The 19,779-nt window shown below is 64.8% G+C and carries 15 protein-coding genes and 1 pseudogene; 4 read left to right on the forward strand and 12 right to left on the reverse strand.

Going from position 1 to position 19,779, the window contains the following annotated elements; translation table 11 throughout:
- The first annotated feature begins 4 nt into the window (after nucleotides 1-4).
- Nucleotides 5-460: a thioesterase family protein gene (locus AB0P23_RS11605; RefSeq protein WP_363797648.1), complete on the forward strand. Its 456-nt coding sequence runs from the start codon at nucleotides 5-7 to the stop codon at nucleotides 458-460.
- On the opposite strand, the gene AB0P23_RS11610 is transcribed toward AB0P23_RS11605, so the two are convergent.
- The 12 genes and pseudogenes from AB0P23_RS11610 to mftE form a co-directional block, all read right to left on the reverse strand.
- Entirely contained in the window at nucleotides 436-2,418 is a 1,983-nt protein-coding gene (locus AB0P23_RS11610; protein WP_363797650.1) for an acetoacetate--CoA ligase, read from the reverse strand. The two genes, AB0P23_RS11605 and AB0P23_RS11610, sit on opposite strands and share 25 nt — an antisense overlap.
- Before the next feature lie 31 nt (nucleotides 2,419-2,449).
- The gene (locus AB0P23_RS11615; RefSeq protein ID WP_176458061.1) at nucleotides 2,450-4,066 is read right to left on the reverse strand and encodes an AMP-binding protein; all 1,617 of its coding nucleotides are present in this window, start codon (nucleotides 4,064-4,066) and stop codon (nucleotides 2,450-2,452) included.
- A 52-nt stretch (nucleotides 4,067-4,118) separates the two neighbouring features.
- Nucleotides 4,119-4,895, reverse strand: a complete 777-nt coding sequence (gene eutC / locus AB0P23_RS11620) for an ethanolamine ammonia-lyase subunit EutC (RefSeq protein WP_363797651.1) — start codon at nucleotides 4,893-4,895, stop codon at nucleotides 4,119-4,121.
- A complete protein-coding gene (locus AB0P23_RS11625) occupies nucleotides 4,892-6,304 on the reverse strand; it encodes an ethanolamine ammonia-lyase subunit EutB (protein WP_032365647.1) in 1,413 nt (470 codons plus the stop codon). Before AB0P23_RS11625 ends, eutC begins: the two co-directional genes overlap by 4 nt.
- Nucleotides 6,301-7,756: pseudogene (eat, locus tag AB0P23_RS11630) on the reverse strand (ethanolamine permease). Before eat ends, AB0P23_RS11625 begins: the two are co-directional and overlap by 4 nt.
- Nucleotides 7,757-7,877: 121 nt before the next feature.
- Entirely contained in the window at nucleotides 7,878-8,861 is a 984-nt protein-coding gene (locus tag AB0P23_RS11635) for a cation transporter (RefSeq protein WP_363797653.1), read from the reverse strand.
- Nucleotides 8,862-8,974: 113 nt separating this feature from the next.
- The gene (locus tag AB0P23_RS11640; RefSeq protein ID WP_052057186.1) at nucleotides 8,975-9,514 is read right to left on the reverse strand and encodes a DUF779 domain-containing protein; all 540 of its coding nucleotides are present in this window, start codon (nucleotides 9,512-9,514) and stop codon (nucleotides 8,975-8,977) included.
- Nucleotides 9,514-11,037 carry an aldehyde dehydrogenase family protein gene (locus AB0P23_RS11645; RefSeq protein ID WP_032400153.1) on the reverse strand — a complete coding sequence of 508 codons (1,524 nt, stop codon included), beginning with the start codon at nucleotides 11,035-11,037 and terminating at the stop codon, nucleotides 9,514-9,516. Before AB0P23_RS11645 ends, AB0P23_RS11640 begins: the two co-directional genes overlap by 1 nt.
- A gap of 121 nt (nucleotides 11,038-11,158) precedes the next feature.
- Nucleotides 11,159-12,454: a transcriptional regulator gene (locus AB0P23_RS11650; protein WP_287452099.1), complete on the reverse strand. Its 1,296-nt coding sequence runs from the start codon at nucleotides 12,452-12,454 to the stop codon at nucleotides 11,159-11,161.
- Nucleotides 12,455-12,758: 304 nt separating this feature from the next.
- Nucleotides 12,759-14,306, reverse strand: a complete 1,548-nt coding sequence (mftG, locus tag AB0P23_RS11655; RefSeq protein WP_363797655.1) for a mycofactocin system GMC family oxidoreductase MftG — start codon at nucleotides 14,304-14,306, stop codon at nucleotides 12,759-12,761.
- 3 nt (nucleotides 14,307-14,309) lie between these two features.
- A complete protein-coding gene (gene mftF, locus AB0P23_RS11660) occupies nucleotides 14,310-15,707 on the reverse strand; it encodes a mycofactocin biosynthesis glycosyltransferase MftF (RefSeq protein ID WP_027496281.1) in 1,398 nt (465 codons plus the stop codon).
- A 126-nt stretch (nucleotides 15,708-15,833) separates the two neighbouring features.
- Nucleotides 15,834-16,520 (reverse strand): mycofactocin biosynthesis peptidyl-dipeptidase MftE, encoded by a 687-nt coding sequence (gene mftE / locus AB0P23_RS11665; RefSeq protein WP_363797657.1) that lies wholly within the window; start codon nucleotides 16,518-16,520, stop codon nucleotides 15,834-15,836.
- Nucleotides 16,521-16,590: 70 nt separating this feature from the next.
- Between mftE and AB0P23_RS11670 the strand changes: the two genes are divergently transcribed.
- The 3 genes from AB0P23_RS11670 to AB0P23_RS11680 all read left to right on the forward strand — a co-directional run bounded on the left by AB0P23_RS11670 (nucleotide 16,591) and on the right by AB0P23_RS11680 (nucleotide 19,706).
- Nucleotides 16,591-17,316 carry a GntR family transcriptional regulator gene (locus AB0P23_RS11670; RefSeq protein ID WP_032371147.1) on the forward strand — a complete coding sequence of 242 codons (726 nt, stop codon included), beginning with the start codon at nucleotides 16,591-16,593 and terminating at the stop codon, nucleotides 17,314-17,316.
- A gap of 94 nt (nucleotides 17,317-17,410) precedes the next feature.
- Nucleotides 17,411-18,964 (forward strand): NCS1 family nucleobase:cation symporter-1, encoded by a 1,554-nt coding sequence (locus AB0P23_RS11675; protein ID WP_363797659.1) that lies wholly within the window; start codon nucleotides 17,411-17,413, stop codon nucleotides 18,962-18,964.
- Nucleotides 18,965-18,974: 10 nt separating this feature from the next.
- The gene (locus AB0P23_RS11680; RefSeq protein ID WP_363797661.1) at nucleotides 18,975-19,706 is read left to right on the forward strand and encodes an aspartate/glutamate racemase family protein; all 732 of its coding nucleotides are present in this window, start codon (nucleotides 18,975-18,977) and stop codon (nucleotides 19,704-19,706) included.
- The last annotated feature ends 73 nt before the right edge of the window (nucleotides 19,707-19,779 follow it).

Genomic DNA, 19,779 nt, shown 5'->3' on the forward strand with positions numbered 1-19,779 from the left:
AGCAATGAAGACAGAGCCTGTGGCGATGCGGACAGATCGGATCGACCCCGTCGGATATCACGCGACCGTCACGGTGCGGTGGTCGGACATGGACGCATTCGCGCACATCAATCACGCCCGGATGGTCACTCTGCTCGAAGAGGCGCGCATCGAATGGCTGCTCAGCGAGGGCGAGGCCAACGAAAGCCTGATCAAGAGTGCGTTGATCGCGAACGTCACCATCGCGTACAAGAAGCCGCTTCGGCACTCGGACGGTCCGCTCGACGTCACACTCTGGTTCGAGAAGGTACGTGCGGTCGATTTCACCATCGGCTACGAGGTACGGGCAGCGGGCGCGGCCCCGGATTCGCCGCCTGCGGTGGTGGCGACCACTCGCATGGCGATGGTCGACGTCGGGGCGGAGACTCTGCGCCGGATAGCGCCCGAGGAGAAGGCCTACCTCGCGCGCTGGACTCGCTGATACTCCGCCGCGCGATCTGCGAACCACCGCACCGCCTCCGGATCGTCGACGGCACTGGTGTCGAGAGCAGTTGTCGCGGCAGCACCTTGGAACATTTTCTTGAGCGGCACTTCGAGCTTCTTACCGGTCCGCGTGTGCGGGATCGCGGGCGCTGCGACGATGTCGTCGGGAACGTGCCGCGGGGACGCCTGTGTCCTGATGACGGCAACGATGCGCTCGCGTAGCTCCGCGGTGAGCCCGTCCGGGACCACCACGAACAGCGGCATCCAGTATCCCCCGTCGGGCTGTTCCATGCCGAGCACCAGGGCCTCGGTGACCTCGTCGAGAGATTCGACGGCCTGATAGATGTCTGCGCTTCCCATTCGAATCCCGTTGCGGTTCAGCGTCGCATCGGAACGACCGTGCACGACGACGCTGCCGCGTTCGGTCACGGTGATCCAGTCGCCGTGCCGCCAGATGCCCGGATAGGTATCGAAATACGCGTCCCGATAACGGGTTCCGTCGGGATCGTTCCAGAACCGCACCGGCATGGACGGCATCGGTTCGGTGACGACCAGTTCGCCCACTGCGCCGTGCACCGAGTTGCCTGCCTCGTCGTAGGCATCGAGCGCAACGCCCAGGAACGGGACCGACAACTCGCCCGCCCAGACCGGCACGGTCCGCACTCCCCCGGCGAACGCCGACACCACATCGGTACCACCGGAGATCGAGAACACCGGTACGTGGGCTCCGACCTTCTCCGACAACCAGATCGACGACGTCGCGGGCATCGCAGACCCGGTGATCCCGATGGCGCGCAGGCTCGAGAGATCGTGATCGGCACCGGGGTGTGCGTCCGCCTTGATGCACGCGAGGACGTACCCGGGGCTGGTGCCGAGGTACGTCACGCCCTGCGCGGCCGCAATGCTCCACAGCGCGTCCGTTCTCGGGAACGCGGGATTTCCGTCGGTGCACACGATCGTGGCCCCGACGAGCAGGCCGGCCACCTGGAAATTCCACATCATCCAGCTCGGGCTCGTGTACCAGAAGAACACATCGTCGGGTCCTAGATCCGAGTGCAGTGCAACGGATTTGAGATGCTCGAGCAGCACGCCACCATGGCCGTGCACGATCCCCTTGGGCCGTCCCGTGGTCCCCGACGAGAACACGACCCACAACGGGTGATCGAACGGCACTGCGACCGGAGCGAGCTCGCGCGGTGTCGCGGTCGCGTCCGCCCAATTCAGCCTAATCCCCGCGGTTCCCACAGTCCCCGCGCTTCCCACAGTCCCGGCAGCGTCGCCGATCGTGACCACCGTGCGTACCGTCGGCAATCCCTCTGCGAGAGTGTTCACGTCCGCACCTTTGTCGCGGAAGGCCCCTCCGTAGACGTACCCGGACGCGGTGATCAACGCCGCGGGGTCGAGCTGCCCCAATCTGTCGAGCGCTGCCGCCGCCGAGTAGTCCTGCCCACACGCAGCCCATACCGCGCCGAGACTTGCTGTCGCCAGGAAGGCGATGATCGCCTCGGGCACGTTCGGCAGGTACCCGACGACGCGGTCGCCGCGCCGGACGCCTGCGTCGGACAGGGTGCCCGCCAACGCACCGGCCTGAGCAATCATCTCGGACCACGTGACGGTCCGCGTCGAACCGTCCTCGGAGGCATGAACAATGGCGGCTCGATCTCCTCGAGCGTGCCGAACGACCTGATCGACGTAATTCAGCTCGGCACCCGGGAACCACTGCGCCCCCGGCATACCGTGGCCCTCGAGCACCGACTCCGGTTCGGTGGTGGAGCGAATGTCGAAATAGTCCCACACCGCTGTCCAGAACGATTCGATGTCGTCGATCGACCACCGCCACAACGCTGCGTAGTCGGGCAGCATCACCTCGTGGCGCTCCTCGACGAACCGGGTGAACTCGGTGACCCGAGCGTGCTCGACATCGGTATCGGTGGGCGTCCACAGCGCACTGGTCATGGACGTCAGTATGTCAGCCCAACGGCTGGGTTCAGATCAATCCGAGCGAGCGTTCACGCATCTCGACCTTGCGCACCTTGCCGGTGACGGTCATCGGGAACTCGTCGACGATGTGCACGTAGCGCGGAATCTTGTAATGCGCGAGGCGACCGTCGCAGAACTGCCGCACCGCGTCCGAATCCAGCGGTGCGGCACCGTCTCTGAGCTGTATCCACGCCATCAATTCCTCGCCGTACTTCTCGTCGGGAACACCGATGACCTGAGCGTCGAGGATGTCGGGGTGGGTGTAGAGAAATTCCTCGACCTCGCGGGGATAGATGTTCTCGCCGCCGCGAATCACCATGTCCTTGATGCGCCCGGTGATCGCGACGTAGCCGTCACCGTCCATGACTCCGATGTCGCCGGTGTGCATCCACCCGTCGCTGTCGATCGCCTCTGCGGTCTTGTCGGGCTGCTCCCAGTAACCGATCATCACCGAGTAGCCACGGGTGCACAGTTCACCCGCTTCGCCTCGCGGCAGTGTCTCACCGAGAACGGGGTCGACGATCTTCACTTCCAGATGCGGACCCACACGACCGACAGTGGACACTCGCTGCTCTATCGAGTCGTCGCTGCGAGTCTGCAGCGATACCGGCGACGTCTCGGTCATGCCGTAGCAGATGGACACCTCTGCCATTCCCATGCGTTCGATGACCTGCTTCATCACCTCTGTGGGACAGGGTGATCCGGCCATGATTCCGGTACGCAGGCTGCTCAGATCGAATGCGCCGATGTTCTCCAGTGCCAACTCGGCGATGAACATGGTCGGTACGCCGTAGAGCGAGGTGCACTTCTCATCGGCCACGGCCGTCAACGTCGCCACCGGGTCGAACGCGGGACCGGGGATGACCATCGTTGCTCCGTGCGACGTGCACGCGAGATTGCCCATCACCATGCCGAAGCAATGGTAGAACGGCACCGGAATGCAGACCCTGTCGTTCTCGGTGTAATGGCAGAGCTCGCCGACGAAGAAGCCGTTGTTCAGTATGTTTCGATGACTGAGCGTCGCACCCTTCGGGAAACCCGTTGTACCCGAGGTGTATTGGATGTTGATCGCGTCGTCCGGGCGAAGTGTGCTCGACACGTCGGCGACCATCCGCGGAGTCTTCGCCAACGCTCGGTGCCCTCGATCGGTCATTGCTTCCCACTGAATGCTTCCGATGAAGAGGACCTCGCGCAGAGTTGTCACCTCCGGTCGCACGTCGTCGATCATGGCCGTGTAGTCGGACCCTTTGAACTCGGTGGCCGACAACAGCACCGAGACACCCGCCTGTCTCAGCACGAACTGCAGCTCGTGCGAGCGGTACGCCGGATTGATGTTGACCAGAATTGCCCCGATCTCCGCCGTCGCATATTGCGCCAGCGTCCATTCGGGGCAGTTCGGTGCCCAGATCCCTACTCGATCGCCTACTTGCACTCCGGCCACGAGGAGCCCCGCCGCCAACAACTCGACGTCCGCCGCGAACTCCGAGTAGGTCCACCGCCTGCCCGATGCGACATCGACGAGGGCATCGCGTTCGGCGTGCCGCTCGACGGTGCGATGCAGGTTTCGGCCGATCGTGTCGTCGAGTATCGCTGTGTCCGAATCTCCGCGGGCGTAACTGTCCATGAGCCTCACGGTAGTGACGCCGGTCACGGCCGGCCACCCCCGAATGGGGGTCCTACTCCAGTGTGATGACGTCCGCAGCCTCGAGCACCTCGGCGCGCGACGTGTCCTTGAGCGCGACGCCGGACCGTCCGAGCTTCCTGGCTCCGGCCAGCAGACCTGCCACGATGCGGGCCGACTGCGCGTACCCCTGCCCCTCGGGCGGGTGGATGTTGGAGATGCAGTTGCGATCGGCGTCGGTACGGCCGGGCTTGGGAAGGTGCGTCAAGTAGATGCCGAGACTGTCCGCGACGGACAGGCCGGGCCGCTCCCCGATGAGAACCAGTACCGTCCGCACGCCCATCGCCGCCGCGATGTGATCACCGAGCGCGACTCGGGCCTCGGTCGCAATGATCGGTGCAGCAATCGAATACCGCTCGGCGAGTTCGGTTTTCAGTGCTTCCACCATGGCGACACCGTGATCCGCCAGGGCCCGGGGAGACAATCCGTCGCTCAGCACGATGCCTATCTCGTCCTCCGAATGTGCAATCGCCGACAGATCCTTCGGCTGACGACCCAGGTCCGGACGACGCAGGTACTCGGCCCGGCTCGTCGCCAACGACGTCACCACCGAGGGTGTACCGAGCCCCACCTGCTCCACCCGACGCACGAACTCGTCGACCTCGAGTGGCATGTGCACCGCATCCCGGGCCGCGGCGTGCGCCGAGCGAAACTCGAGCACCCGCGTCGTCGGCAACGAATCGCCGATGCGCCCCAGACCGATCCGAGCTTGGGTACTCGCCCGCAACTCACCCCAGAACTCTGCCTCGGGTCGTTCCGCAGGCGTGCTCATCGCGCACTCATCAAGGCCCGCAGCGGCGATCCCGCGGCATCGACGTCGAGGACTCGGCCGTCGGCGTCCGCCATCCCCAGCCGCGAGAGCCAGGACTCGAATTCCGGTGCGGGCCGCAGACCGAGGACCTGTCGCACGTAGAGCACATCGTGGAAGCTCAAGGACTGGTAGCCGAGCATGACGTCATCGGCTCCCGGCACAGCGATGACGAATGCGACGCCGGCCGCACCCAGCAGCGTCAGCAGCGTATCCATGTCGTCCTGATCGGCCTCGGCGTGATTGGTGTAGCAGACGTCCACTCCCATCGGCAGTCCGAGGAGCTTGCCGCAGAAGTGATCTTCGAGGCCTGCCCTGATGATCTGCTTGCCGTCGTACAGGTACTCCGGCCCGATGAATCCGACGACGGTGTTGATCAGCAGCGGCTCGAGATCGCGGGCCACGGCGTACGCACGCGTCTCGAGGGTCTGCTGATCGACGGGACGGTCGCCGGTGCCGATATGCGCTCCCGCCGACAGCGCCGAACCCTGCCCCGTTTCGAGATACATGACGTTGTTCCCGACGGTTCCGCGGTGCAACGATCTGCCGGCCTCGTTGGCCTCGCGCAGCAACGGAATGTTCACTCCGAAGCTCGAATTGGCACCCTCGGTGCCTGCGATGGACTGGAACACCAGATCGACCGGAACTCCTTTGTCGATCAATTCCATCGTCGTCGTCACGTGCGAGAGCACACAGGACTGTGTCGGGATCTCGAAGCGCTGCCGAATCTCGTCGAGCAGATGCAACAGGTCGGCAGTGGCCTGAGGTGAGTCGGTCGCGGGATTGATCCCGATGACCGCGTCACCCGACCCGAGGAGCAGCCCGTCGAGTGTGGCCGCGGCGATGCCACGCGGGTCGTCGGTCGGGTGGTTGGGTTGCAGACGCGTGGTGAGAGTCCCGGGTAGGCCGATCGTCGTCCGGAACGCCGACGTCACCTGCGCGGCCCGAGACACCGCGATCAGATCCTGGTTTCGCATGATCTTGCTGACCGCCGCGACCATCTCGGGTGTCAATCCGGCCGCGACCGATCGTAGTGTCGCGGCCGCATCGGGCCCCGCGGTCACTTGCAGCAGCCAATCCCGAAGACCTCCCACGGTCAGGTGTGAGACGGCCCCGAACGCGATGCGGTCGTGAGAATCGATGATGAGCCTGGTGACCTCGTCGGTTTCGTACGGGACGAGCAGATCGTGCAGGAAGACATCGAGGGAGACCTCGGACAACGCCCACTGCGCGGCAGCCCGTTCGGCATCGGATTCGGCCGCGCAGCCGGCCAATTCGTCACCCGATCGCAGCGGTGTCGCTTTTGCCATCAGGTCGACCAGACCGTCGAACGTGTAGGTGGTCCCGGATACCTGCTGGGTGTAGATCGTCATTCCAGTTCGGCCTCGGCCTCGGCCAGTGCGGCGAACTCCTCGTCGGGCGAGTTGGCGACCAGATGATGTCTGCTGTAGATGCCGAAGTAGGCCATGAACGCGACGAACACTGCCAGACACCACAGTGCCGCAGTGGAATCGACGACGAAGGTGGCGACGACGGCGAGTGCCGCGATGAACAACGCGACCCCGGTGGTCACAACGCCCCCGGGGGGTTCGGTACGGCCGTTCCATGTTCGGCTCGTTGCGGCGAAGCACGATGTGGCTGACCATCATCAGAACGTAGCTCAGTGCCGCACCGAACACGGCCATGTTCAGCAACATTCCGCCCTGACCGGTCAACGAGAGCAGGAATCCGATGACGCCGGGCACGATCAGCGCGAGCGTAGGGGCCTTACGAGAGTTGGTGATGGACAGCGTCTTCGGCAGGTAGCCGGCACGGGACAGCGCGAAGAGCTGACGCGAGTACGCGTACATGATCGAGAAGAAGGACGCGACCAGTCCGGCCAGGCCGATGTAGTTGACGATCTTGCTCGCAGTTCCGTCACCGAGCGCCTCCACCAACGGGTTTCCCGATTCCTTGACGGCGTCGGCCCCGCCCGCTCCGGTCACCAGGAACAGGACGACGGCACCGGTGACGAGCAGTACGCCCATGGCGGCGATGATGCCGCGCGGGACGTTCTTGGTCGGATCCTTGGCCTCCTCGGCGGCCAGCGGCACGCCCTCGATGGCGAGGAAGAACCAGATGGCGAACGGCACAGCCGCCCAGATGCCGAGGTAGCCGAACGGCAGGAATCCCGAGGCTCCGGCTGCGTCGGTCGGCGCGATGTCGGTCAGGTTGCTCGCATCGAATTGTCCGAGGGCAGCGATCGCGAACACGATGAGTCCGACCAAGGCGACAGCGGTGATGACGAACATGATCTTGAGGGCTTCGCCTGCGCCGGAGAGGTGGATTCCGATGAACACGGCATAGACCACCAGGTACACCCACCACCCGTCGGTGATCCCGAACAGTCCGAGCGATTCGACGTACGCGCCGATGAACGTGGCGATAGCGGCGGGAGCGATGGCGTACTCGATGAGAATGGCTGTGCCGGTGGCGAACCCGCCCCACGGTCCGAGAGCACGGCGGGCGAAGGTGTAGCCGCCGCCCGCAGCGGGCAGTGCCGAGGACATCTCGGCCATTCCGAGGACCATGGCCAGATACATGCCCGCGATGATGATCGCCGCGATGAGCAGACCACCGAAGCCGCCCTCGGCGAGACCGAGGTTCCAGCCCGAGTAGTCACCGGAGATGACGTAGCTGACACCGAGGCCCGCGAGAAGTACCCACCCGGCGGTCCCCTTCTTCAAGGTTCTCTTGGCCAGGTAGTCACCGCCCTCGACGTGCGACTGTGTGCCCTCGTAGGAGCCGGATTTCGGGTGAGGCGACTGTGGATCTTTCACGGACATTGCAAGCCTCTCGTACCAGGTCCCTCGCGAGGGGACGCCCATTCGGGTGTGTGGGGCGCGCGAACCGGTTCACGATAGGTCCGTGATGTAAGCGGGGTGTCATCGGTGAATGACGGGCGAATTACGGCTGCTGTGCAACCGCATTCACGTCACCGATATCTCCCTCGTCCGGTTCTGCGACTGTCAGTACTGCGTCCACCACAGCTCTGTTGGTTTCCAGCTCACGCTCCAGCCGCCGGAGCGTGTGCGCGATGCGTGACTCTGCGAAGTCACCGACGAGATCGACACTCGCCACCACGTAGATCTGTTTGGGACCGACGAACTCGATGCGAACGAACCGGACCGACGCCACCTCGGGGAGTAGCTCGATTCGCTGCACTACCGCGTTCCATAATGCTCTCGATCCTGGCTCCCCGGTAAGGAATCGGCGGTTTCGATCGATCAGCACGAACGCCACGATCCCGAGTAGAACGCCCACCAGAATCGAGCCGATGGCGTCGAACGCCGCCGAACCGGTGAGCTGGTGCAAACCGATTCCCACACCGGCGATCACGATGCCGATCAGAGCCGCGCTGTCCTCCGCGAACACTGCCCGCAGCGTCGGATCCGAGGTCTCCAACGCGTAATCGAGAAAGTCCTTGTCGTATTGCGCTGCCTCGCCGCGTATTTGCCGTACCGACTGGAGGAACGACACGCCCTCGAGCAGAAAGGCGATGGCGAGCACGACGTAGGCGACGAGGTAGTTCTCACTGCTCGACTCGCCCGCAAGCAACGAGGTGATGCCGTGCCATACCGATACCGCCGCACCGGCGACGAACAAACCGATGGCCGCGAGCGTCGACCAGAAGTACGTCTCCCGGCCGTACCCGAGCGGCCGCCGATCGTCGGGTCCGCGCGCCCCGCGGCGATTGGCGACGAGCAGGAAGATCTCGTTACCGGTGTCGGCCCAGGAGTGAGCGGCCTCGGCGACCATCGACGCAGACCCGGTGAACACTGCCGCGAACGTCTTGGCAATGGCTACACCGAGGTTGGCAACGAACGCGATCATCACGGTGCGCAGGCTGTCGCCGCCGTCGGCCGCGCCGGTTTTCGATGAGCTCTTCATCGTTCGCACTGTATGCGCTGCGCGCAGTGGTGCGGTTATGTGCCGCCTGGGGCACACGGGAGTGGAGCCCGCGGAACGACCCGGAAGCGGAGCCGCGCCACTGCCATAGGCACTCAGCCCTGGAGCATCCCCGGCACGGGACAAGCGTCGACGGCCTCGGCGACCACGAGTGGGTCGTCGGGTACCGGCGGTCGTCGGCCCTCTTCCCAGTCGACGCCGACGAGGGGTGGATGCGCGGCGAGAAGTTCGTTCTCTTCCGCGGTGTAGGCGCGCCCACGGCTCAGGAACCGCACGCCTTCGGGCGATTCGAGCGAGAATCCGCCGCCGCGGCCCGGCACCACGTCGAGTACGAGTTGGGTGTGTTTCCACGCCTGGAACTGCGAACCCGAGATCCATACCGGTACGCCGTCGACACCCTCGGGGAGGTCCTGGGCGATCTCGCCCACTCCGAGTCTGAGGTCGATGTACCCGAGCAGAACGTCGCGATCGCCGACGATGAATTCGCCTGCGGGATAACACATCGGCGACGAGCCGTCACAGCATCCGCCGGACTGATGCATCATCAGTTCGCCGTGGATACCGCCGAGGCGACGGAGAAGATCCATCGCCTCGGCGGTTGTCTTCAGCCGCGCGGGCGGCCGAGCGTTCTCCATCAGAAGAAGCCCTGCGCCTTCTGGGCGTAGCTCACGAGCAGGTTCTTGGTCTGCTGGTAGTGATCGAGCATCATCTTGTGGTTCTCGCGGCCGATACCCGACTGCTTGTAGCCACCGAACGCGGCGTGCGCGGGGTACTGGTGGTACGTGTTGGTCCACACGCGACCGGCCTGAATATCGCGGCCGGCGCGGTAGGCGATACCGCCGTCCCGCGACCAGACGCCTGCGCCGAGCCCGTACAAGGTGTCGTTGGCGATCTCGATGGCGTTGTCGTAGTCGGTGAACGACGTGACCGAGACGACCGGCCCGAAGATCTCTTCCTGGAAGATGCGCATGTCGTTCTTGCCGGTGAAGATGGTGGGCTGCATGTAGTAGCCGCCGTTGAGGTCGCCGCCGAGCTGTGCGCGCTCGCCGCCGGTGACGATCTGTGCGCCCTCACCCTTGCCGATCTCGATGTACGAGAGGATCTTCTGGAGCTGATCGTTCGAGGCCTGCGCACCGATCATCGTCTCGGTGTCGAGCGGATCTCCCTGTCGCACAGCCTTGGTGCGGATCGCGGCGAGGGCCAGGAACTCGTCGAAGATGTCCGCCTGAATCAGCGAGCGCGACGGGCAGGTGCACACTTCACCCTGATTGAGGGCGAACATCGTGAAGCCCTCGAGTGCCTTGTCCTGGTAGTCGTCGTTGGCCTGCAGCACGTCGGAGAAGAAGACGTTGGGGCTCTTGCCACCGAGCTCCAGTGTCACCGGGATCAGATTCTGCGACGCGTACTGCATGATCAGGCGTCCGGTCGTGGTCTCGCCGGTGAACGCGATCTTGGAGATACGCGGGCTCGATGCCAGCGGCTTGCCTGCCTCGACGCCGAATCCGTTGACGATGTTGAGCACGCCTGCGGGCAGCAGATCGCCGATGATCGAGATCAGGTGCAGGATCGACGCGGGGGTCTGCTCGGCGGGCTTGAGCACCACTGCGTTACCCGCAGCGAGCGCGGGCGCGAGCTTCCACACGGCCATGAGGATCGGGAAGTTCCACGGGATGATCTGCCCGACGACGCCGAGCGGCTCGTGGAAGTGGTAAGCGACGGTGTCGCTGTCGATTTCGGAGAGCGATCCTTCCTGCGCGCGGATGCAGCCGGCGAAGTATCGGAAGTGATCGATGGCGAGCGGGATATCGGCGTTGAGGGTCTCGCGAATCGGCTTGCCGTTGTCCCAGGACTCGGCCAGAGCGATCGACTCGAGGTTCTCGGCGATCCGGTCGGCGATCTTGTTCAGGATCACGGCGCGTTCGGCCGCAGACGTCTTGCCCCAGGCGGGAGCGGCGGCGTGCGCAGCATCGAGGGCGAGTTCGATGTCCTCGGACGTGGAACGGGCAACCTCGCAGAAGTTCTCACCGGTGACCGGAGTCGGGTTCTCGAAGTACTGGCCCTTGACCGGTGGCACCCATTCGCCGCCGATCCAGTTGTCGTAGCGCGACTGGAACGACATGACGGAATCGGCGGTACCTGGACGGGCATAGACGGACATTGAAAATCCTCCTGATCGACACGTGCTGCACTGCTGATGCGGTGTGTGATTCAGGACACTAGGGGGTGCAACGTTGCAACTACGTTGCCGTCGTGCGGACGGCGCCGCAGCAACGGGTGCGTCAGATCCCCAGATCTCGGTCGAGGAGATCGATACGTGCGCTGACCTGGCCGTAGAGCGCGGAATCGCGACTCAGCGTGGCGCGATAGGCCTCCCACGCGATCACGTCGGATCGACCGTGGATGGAGGAGGTCCACTGGGCGAGCAACACCGGATCCCCCAGCCGCAACAGCGCCGCCTGCATACGAGACCGCAGTTCTTCGCGAATCTCCTCGATGCCGGGGGCGGACGAGCCGGGCAACACCGGTCCGGTGTAGATCCGTAGAGCCGCCTCGACGTCGCCGCGGTCCAGGGCTCGTCGGATGTCGCCGACATCGGAGGACAATTCGCCGACCAATCGGTACGGCCGGGATGCGAGGCCTGCGGTACCGAAAGACTTACGCAGCCGCGACATCTCTGCGCGGATGGTCACCGAGTCGAGTTCCTGCTCGTCGAGCAGGACGGCGAGATGGTCCGAACTGAGCCCCTCCGGATGATCGCCGAGCAACAGGAGGATCTCGGCATGCCGCTGTGAGAGAGGTGTTCGGCCCGAGCCGCGCACCACTCCGGGCCGGCCGGATCCGAGAACTTCGAGACGAGGAGCCGTGTCGCCCAACGATTTCGGCGAGTTCAACAGGTGCAGGCGTAACTCGGACTCGGCGGCTGCGACGGTGGCCCGCACCAGCGAGAGCACCTCGGGTACGGCCACCCGCGGCCCGCCGGTGATGTCGATGGCTCCCAGGATGTGGCCGCCGGTGGGGTGATGGACCGGTGCTGCCGAGCAACTCCATTCGTGGACCGATCGCGAGAAGTGCTCGGACGCGAAGATCTGCACGCTGTGATCGACGGCGAGTGCCGTTCCCGGAGCGTTGGTCCCCTTGCTCTCCTCGCTCCAATCGACGCCCTCGGCGAAATCCATCGTCAGCGCGCGGTCCTTGGCCGAGGAATCGCCCTCGACCCACAGCAGGCGGCCCTCCGCGTCGGAGATCGCGACGAGCAGACCGGTGTCGGAGGCGTCTTCGACGAGCAGTTTGCGGATCACCGGGCGGATGAGTGCCATCGGATGCCCGTTGCGATAGCGGTCGAGGTCCGGTCCGCTCAGGGCCGGTGCCTGACTACCGCCGTCCGGGTCGACGCCCTTGGTTCGACTTCGCATCCACGAGTCGAGTACGACGGACCGCACCGCCGAGCCGTGAGTACGGATGTCGTCGACGAAAGATTGATGGGCACTGGACATTTGGCGCGCCAGCACAGTGACATCCTCACCGGGACGCACTGCGACCCAGGGGTTGCCGCCACTGTCCGATCGGCTTGCCATTCGACGCTTCCTCCGTGACCTGTCCACATCGTTGTAACCCAGCTCACAGGCAAGGATACAGCCGCTGTCGACGGGTGCGACCGGGGCCGGTCCCGTCGACGACGACCGGCTACTTCTTCTTGACGGCGGAGGTGATGATGTCGTTGCTGGTGTCGCCACTCGACTTCGCTCGCTTGTCGGCGCGCTTGTCCTTGAGCGATTTGCCGGATTTCTTGGTCATCGTGTTCCGGGGCGATTTGTCCGACATGGCAGAAACCCATCTGTTGGGGAACCTGAACGGTCCCCAGACCACGAACGCTACGCCTCATGCGCCGCGATCGTGCCGATCGATCAGCGCCGCGGCCCGTTCGGCGAACATGACGGCCGTTGCGTGGGGCCCTCTGCTGGGCACTACCGGGAACGCCGAGGTGTCGACGACGTACACGCCGTCGATCCCACGCACCCGGCAATGGTCGTCCAGAACCGACCCCGGATCAGATTCTGGCCCCATTCGAGCGCTTCCGGACAGGTGCAGCGACGTACCGAGTGGCGCGAGCGGGTCTGCGATGGCGGGAACGTCCACGACCGACGCCATGGCCGGGGATCGGAGCAGATCGACGGTGAGTTCGACTCCGTCTCGCATCGCCCGACGGTCCCGTTCCGATTCGAGGTAGTGGTAGTTCACCGTGGGAGGAGTGAACGCGTCCGCCGTGCGCAACGCGATGCGTCCTCGCGCGGTCGACCGCATCAGACCCACGCCGAACGAGTGCGGCCCCACGTCCAGACCGGGTATCAATTCGTCGAACCGCCTCGTGTACGGCCGGATTTCCACGTCGCCCGCGTGCAGCACCGCCTCGAGCGGAGACGACAACCGATCGTCCGGGGAATGTTCGGCGGAATGTTTCGGAACGAGGGGAACGGCGACCTCGGGGTGGTCGGAGAATCCGCGACCCACGCCCGGACTGTCGACCACCATCGAGATACCCAGCGGGACAAGATTTTCGGGATCACCGATGCCCGATCGCATCAGCAGCGCGGGCGTGTGCACGGACCCCGCCGACACGATCACGGTATCGGCTCGGACGATTCTGCGAACTCCGCCGACGGTGATCTCCACTCCGATCACTTTGCTGCCGTTGAACTTCAACGACACCACTGTCGTATCACCCTGGATACGAAGGTTGGTCCGGTCGGCATTCGGCAGGAGGTATGCCTTGGCCGCGCTCACCCGTGTCCCGCCCAGAACGTTCGAGGGAACAGCACCGACACCGCCCGCCCCCGCATCGGGAGCATTCAGGTCCTCGCGGTAGCCGATCCCGGCGCTCGTCGCCGAGTCCACGAACGCGGCGGTCAGCCGATGCCAGGCCCGCGCGGGCGGTCGGGTGATCGGCATCGGCCCGTCCGTTCCGTGCCAGCGACGCGCGATGCTAGGTCCGCCGGCGGCATCGAGGTCGTGATCGCTCTCGGAACGGCAAAAGAACGGCAGCACCTGATCGAACGACCAGTTCGATTGTGGCCACGCATCGAAGTCGGCGGGGATCGCCCGGACGAAGTAGCCACCGTTGACGGCGCCCGATCCGCCGAGCACTCGACCTCGGGTCACCGTGCGCGTGACGTCGCGGGTGAGTTCGGCGGTGTAGCGGCTCACCCACCGGCTGTCCGGACCGATGGGGAGCGTCGTCGAGTCGCCCAGGCTGCGCGGAATGTCGTCGACCCCCGCAGATGCCGGCCCGGCTTCGAGCAGCAAAACTGAGCGGTCGGGATTCTCGCTCAGTCGCGCCGCGACGACACAGCCGCACGACCCGCCTCCGACGACGATGACGTCGGCGTCGAGTGGACTTCCCTCGTCGTCGGCCCGGCCTTCCAGGCGCACGGGTCAGCCGTCCAGGCGGGGCTTCAACGCCTCGATGGAACGAGCCGACAGCGCGCCGCTCCACAGCCCGGTTCCGTACGCGATGTCGTCGGCGCGTTTGAAGAAAATGTATCGAACCGGATCGAGCCCGCCCAGTTCACGATGCTTGTACCAATCCGAACACGCTTCTGCCACAGCCATACCGAGCGCGATCTTCCGGATACGGCTCGACAACAACACCGCGAGCAACGTGATCGGCCAATAATGTCGACACAGCGCCGAGGCAAGTTGCCACAACCCGGCCACGAAGCCCTCGGCAGCGAGAACGGCCGCGATGCGGGTGGGCTGATCGAGACCGACGAACATCTTGCGCAGCCGAACGACCGTGACCCCGAAACTGGCGAGAGCGCCGAGCAATCCGATACGCGTCAGGCTGGCCGCGAGCAGACACGTCACCAACGTCCACGGCGACATCGCGATCGGTGGCACCATGCCCGGATGACGCGCGGACAACGGCGTGGCACCGGTGCCGTAGAACAGTTTGCGGGCGAACCATTCGACGAAGGCGACGCGGTGCTCGTGCGCCACGTGGGCCACGGGCTCGTAGCGCAGTCGCCAGCCCGCCTCCTGCAGACGCCAGCACAGATCGACGTCCTCGGCCACGTGCATCGACTCGTCGAACCCGTGGCATTCCACCGCAGCAGACCGGCGAAGCAACATGGCGGCACTGGGTACGTACGACACCGCGCTCCCTGCGCGCACCGCCGCTTCCTTGCGTCCGAGGTCGAGCGAGGAGCGGGCGTGCTCGTAGCGGGCCAGTGCGCTGCCCTCGGGCTCCAGCGCGACGATTCGGGGTGCCACCAGGCCCACCGCCGGATCCGAGAAGTGCCCGAGCATCACCTCGAGCCAGCCCTTGCGCGGCACCACGTCCGAGTCCAGAAAAGCAACGAAATCCGTTGTAGCGCAACGTAGTCCAGTATTACGTGCGGCCGCCGGCCCGCGTGAGGTCTCGTGCCGCAGCACCGTCACGCTACCCACGCTCCACGACACGGCAGGAACCGCCACCGGGACGTCGGATCCGTCGTCGACGATGATCACGTGCATGCCGTGCATCGCCGTGATCAGCCGCGCGAGCCCGGCCTCGTTGTTCTTGAGCGGCACCACGACGGTGACATCACTGGGCGACGGGATGGACATGGGCCGCGGGTTGCCCACCCCCGAGTCGAGCAGTTTGCGCGCCACGAGGGCGGACTGCGAGTCGGTCACCTCGATGAAACCGTCACCGATCATTGCCGCGGCCGTCGGTGCCAACGTGAGCATCCGCATCGGTGAACCACCGATCAGAACGCGTCCCTCGGAGAATGTGCGTACGCGTGGATCCACTCGCACCCCGAAGCCGTCAGGCAACCGACCTTCACCCATCAGGGCATCGTAAGCGGACAAACGGTCGGTGTGTCGGCCACCCGGTAAATCGGTCGGAACATACCTGCTCCCCGTTTCTGTTCGAGGCCTCGAACAGGCTTTCCGCCGGTTCTGTGCCGCGATCGCTCACACGATGACGCCGTGCGGGGACGGACTCCATCTCTGCACCGCACCCAGCACGCGTTCCCGCAGTTGCTCGAAAATGAGCCGTCCCTCCTCGGCGGTGGCCCCGAGGGGATCGCCGAGCACACCGTTGGCCGTGACGGGCGCCAGGCCACCGGCGCGCAGCTCGGGCAGTAGAGCCGCGATCTCGGTGGTGTTTCCCGGTGCCGCTTTCGTCATGTCGACCACATCGGCCGAAAGATGCAGCAGCAGCGATGTTTCGGTGCGTCCGGCATGCGCGTCCGCTCCCGGCACCGAGCACGGGAACCATACGACGTCGCGCCCCTCGTAGCGCAACAGCGTCACCGCCGAGCGCAGGGTGGGACCGTTACCGCCGTGGCCGTTGACGAAGACGATCTTCTCTGCCCACCGGCACGCGGAGCGCCCGTACTCCACCAACAGCGCCTCGAGCGCGGCGGACCCGATGGACACGGTGCCGCCGAAGCCCTCGTGCTCGCCGCTGGAGCCGTACGCCACCGCGGGTGCCACGAGAGCGTTCGGAACTGTTCGCGCGACGGCGTCGGCGATGCGGGTATCGGTATCGAGAGGTAGGTGCGGCCCGTGTTGCTCGAGCGAGCCGACCGGAACCACGAGAAGCTTCGGTCCGACGATGTCCGGCCAGTACTGGGTACCGAGCGTGTCAGTGGCCATGAGTGCAGATGCTATCGGACGGAACCGAGCCGTCACGCGGACGAAACACACGGCCGATAATCTTCGATTCGTGCCACCCCGCCGTCGGTCGATATTGCTCTCGCAATTGTCCATATCGGCACCGGGTGGCCCGCAGCCGACAATTCTGGACGAGCTCCGACGCGTCATCCTGGCCGGTGACGCTCCGCCGAATACACCCATTCCGATAGACGAGGTCGCGGAATTGTTCGGCGTGAGCCGCATTCCGGTACGCGAATCCCTGAAGACTCTGATCGGCGAGGGATTGGTCGACCATCGACCCAATCTCGGCTACCGAGTGGCGCAGCTGACAGCGGCTGAACTGCGCGAAATGTACATCGTGCGTGAGGTTCTCGAAACTGCCGCACTCCCCATCGCGGTAGAACAGGCCACCGATGCCGATCGCGCGCACCTGATCGAGATCAACCGGCAGCTCGAGGCCTCGTTGACCGAGGACGACTCACGCGAGTACCACCGCCTCTCTCGCGAATTCCACCTGTCGCTGACCCGGCCTTCGCGGATGCACCGACTCCTGCACATGCTCGAATCCGCCTGGAACATCACCGAACCCGTGCAACCGATGGTGCATGTCGCCGGATCCGATCGGGCGTCACTGCACGACGACCACGCCGACATGATCGCCGCCTTCCTCGATCGCGACTCCGACGCACTGTTGCGCGCTGCCCAGCACCATCACACGCGTCTCAATTCGGTCATTTCGACATTGTCGAACGATCACGGATTGTTTGCTGATCCACCCACAGAAACGCCGGGCTGAAGATATATCGCTCACGTCACGAGGGCGCAATACTTCGCCGCTAGCTTTTCCCCATTCACTCGTTCCATTCATTGCCCGGCAGTCAGGAGCATCGATGACAGATACAGCGCACGGTCCCGCCCAAACGGGAGATCTCGTGGAAGCCGCGGGCCACCCCGTCGGTGGAGGCCTGATCAAGGACAGTTACGACCCACGGCTGACCAACGAAGACCTCGCTCCGCTGAAGAAGCAGACCTGGACCTCCTACAACCTGTTCGCTTTCTGGATGTCCGACGTGCACTCGGTGGGTGGCTACGTCACGGCCGGCAGCCTCTTCGCACTCGGGTTGGCGAGCTGGCAGGTGCTGATCTCGCTGCTCGTCGGCATCACCATCGTGTACTTCTTCTGCAACCTCGTCGCCAAGCCGAGCCAGGTCTCCGGGGTGCCCTACCCGGTCATCTGCCGCAGCGTGTTCGGCGTCCTCGGTGCCAACATCCCCGCCATCATTCGCGGTCTGATCGCCGTGGCCTGGTATGGCATCCAGACGTTCCTGGCATCGGCAGCCCTCGACATCGTGTTGATCAAGCTGTTCCCGTCACTGGCCCCGTACGCCGTCACCGCCGACTACGGCTTCGCCGGTCTGTCCCTGCTCGGTTGGGCCAGCTTCCTGTTCCTCTGGGTCGTTCAGGCAGCGGTCTTCTGGCGCGGCATGGAATCGATCCGCAAGTTCATCGACTTCTGCGGGCCCGCCGTCTACGTCGTGATGTTCATACTGTGTGGCTACCTGATCTGGAAAGCAGGCTGGGGCGCAATCGATCTCAACCTCGGCGAGGTCGAGCACACGGGCCTGAGCTCGATTCCGGTGATGCTCGGAGCCATCGCCCTCGTGGTCTCGTACTTCTCCGGCCCCATGCTCAACTTCGGCGACTTCTCCCGCTACGGCAAGTCCTACTCCGCGGTGAAGAAGGGCAACTTCCTCGGCCTCCCGGTCAACTTCCTGGTCTTCTCGATCCTGGTGGTCGTCACGGCGTCGTTGACGCTCCCCGTGTTCGGTGAGCTGATCACCGACCCGGTCGAGACCGTCGCTCGAATCGACAGCACGTTCGCCATCGTTCTCGGTGCACTGACGTTCACGATCGCCACGATCGGTATCAACATCGTCGCGAACTTCATCTCCCCCGCGTTCGACTTCTCCAACGTCAGCCCGCAGCGCATCAGCTGGCGCGCAGGCGGAATGATCGCCGCCATCGGTTCGGTGCTGATCACCCCGTGGAACCTGTACAACAATCCCGACGTCATCCACCTGACCCTCGAAACTCTCGGCGCATTCATCGGACCACTGTTCGGCATTCTGATCGCCGACTACTACCTCGTCCGCAAGCAGAAGGTCGTTGTCGACGAACTGTTCTCGATGTCGACAACGGGTCTGTACTGGTACTCCAAGGGATACAACCCGGCTGCGGTGTATTCCACCATCGTCGGCGCGCTGGTCGCCATGTTCACCGTGCTGTTCAACGGAGCCATCGACGGCATGCAGATCGCCGGAATGTCGACGGCGTCCAAGTACAGCTGGTTCATCGGGTGCGGCATCGGATTCGCGATGTACTTCTACCTCGCAACGCGGACCAAGCTGGCCGTCACCAACTTCGACACTCCAGTGAAAGCATAGGATCTCGCACGTGCTCATCAAGGTCATCAATCCGAACACCACGAGTTCGATGACCGCAACGATCGGTGACTGTGCCCGGGCCGTAGTCGGCCCGGGCACGGTCGTCGATGCGGTCAGCCCATCGATGGGGCCGGTGTCGATCGAAAGCCACGTCGACGAAGCCCTCAGCGTCCCAGGCATTCTCGCCGAGATCGCCAGCGGCGAGGCCGCCGGGGTCGACGGCTACGTCATCGCCTGTTTCGGCGACCCCGGCATCGACGCGGCCCGCGAGCTCGCGTCCGGACCGGTCGTCGGTATCGCGGAAGCGGCAATGCACGCCGCGAGTTTCCTCGGCCGCGGTTTCAGCGTCGTCACCACGCTCGCGCGCACGATCGGACGGGCGCGGGATCTGGCCGACCATTACGGCTTCGGCCGCCACTGCCTCGGTATCCATGCGTGCGACATGCCGGTCCTCGATCTCGAGACCGACCCCGATGCCCGCAAGATCGTCACCGAGGCGTGTCGCGTCGCCGTCGAGACGGACGGCAGCGACGCCGTGGTCCTCGGCTGCGCGGGCATGGCCGATCTCTGCCGACACATCTCGTCCGAGATCGGAGTGCCCGTCGTCGACGGGGTCGCAGCGGGAACGTTGTTCGTGCAATCCCTCGTCACCCTGGGACTCGGGACCGGCAAGCGTGGAGAGTTCGCGGCTCCGCCGCCCAAGCTCTACACCGGCATGCTCGACGGATTCAGCAGGTCTTGATCCAGTGCCGCCAGTCAGCGGCACACATCAGCTCCTGGGTTCTGCATCCCGGACTCCGATCGGCGTCGGGTAT

The sequence above is a fragment of the Rhodococcus sp. NPDC077669 genome, assembly GCF_040686915.1.
Taxonomy (GTDB): Bacteria; Actinomycetota; Actinomycetes; order Mycobacteriales; family Mycobacteriaceae; genus Rhodococcoides; species Rhodococcoides fascians.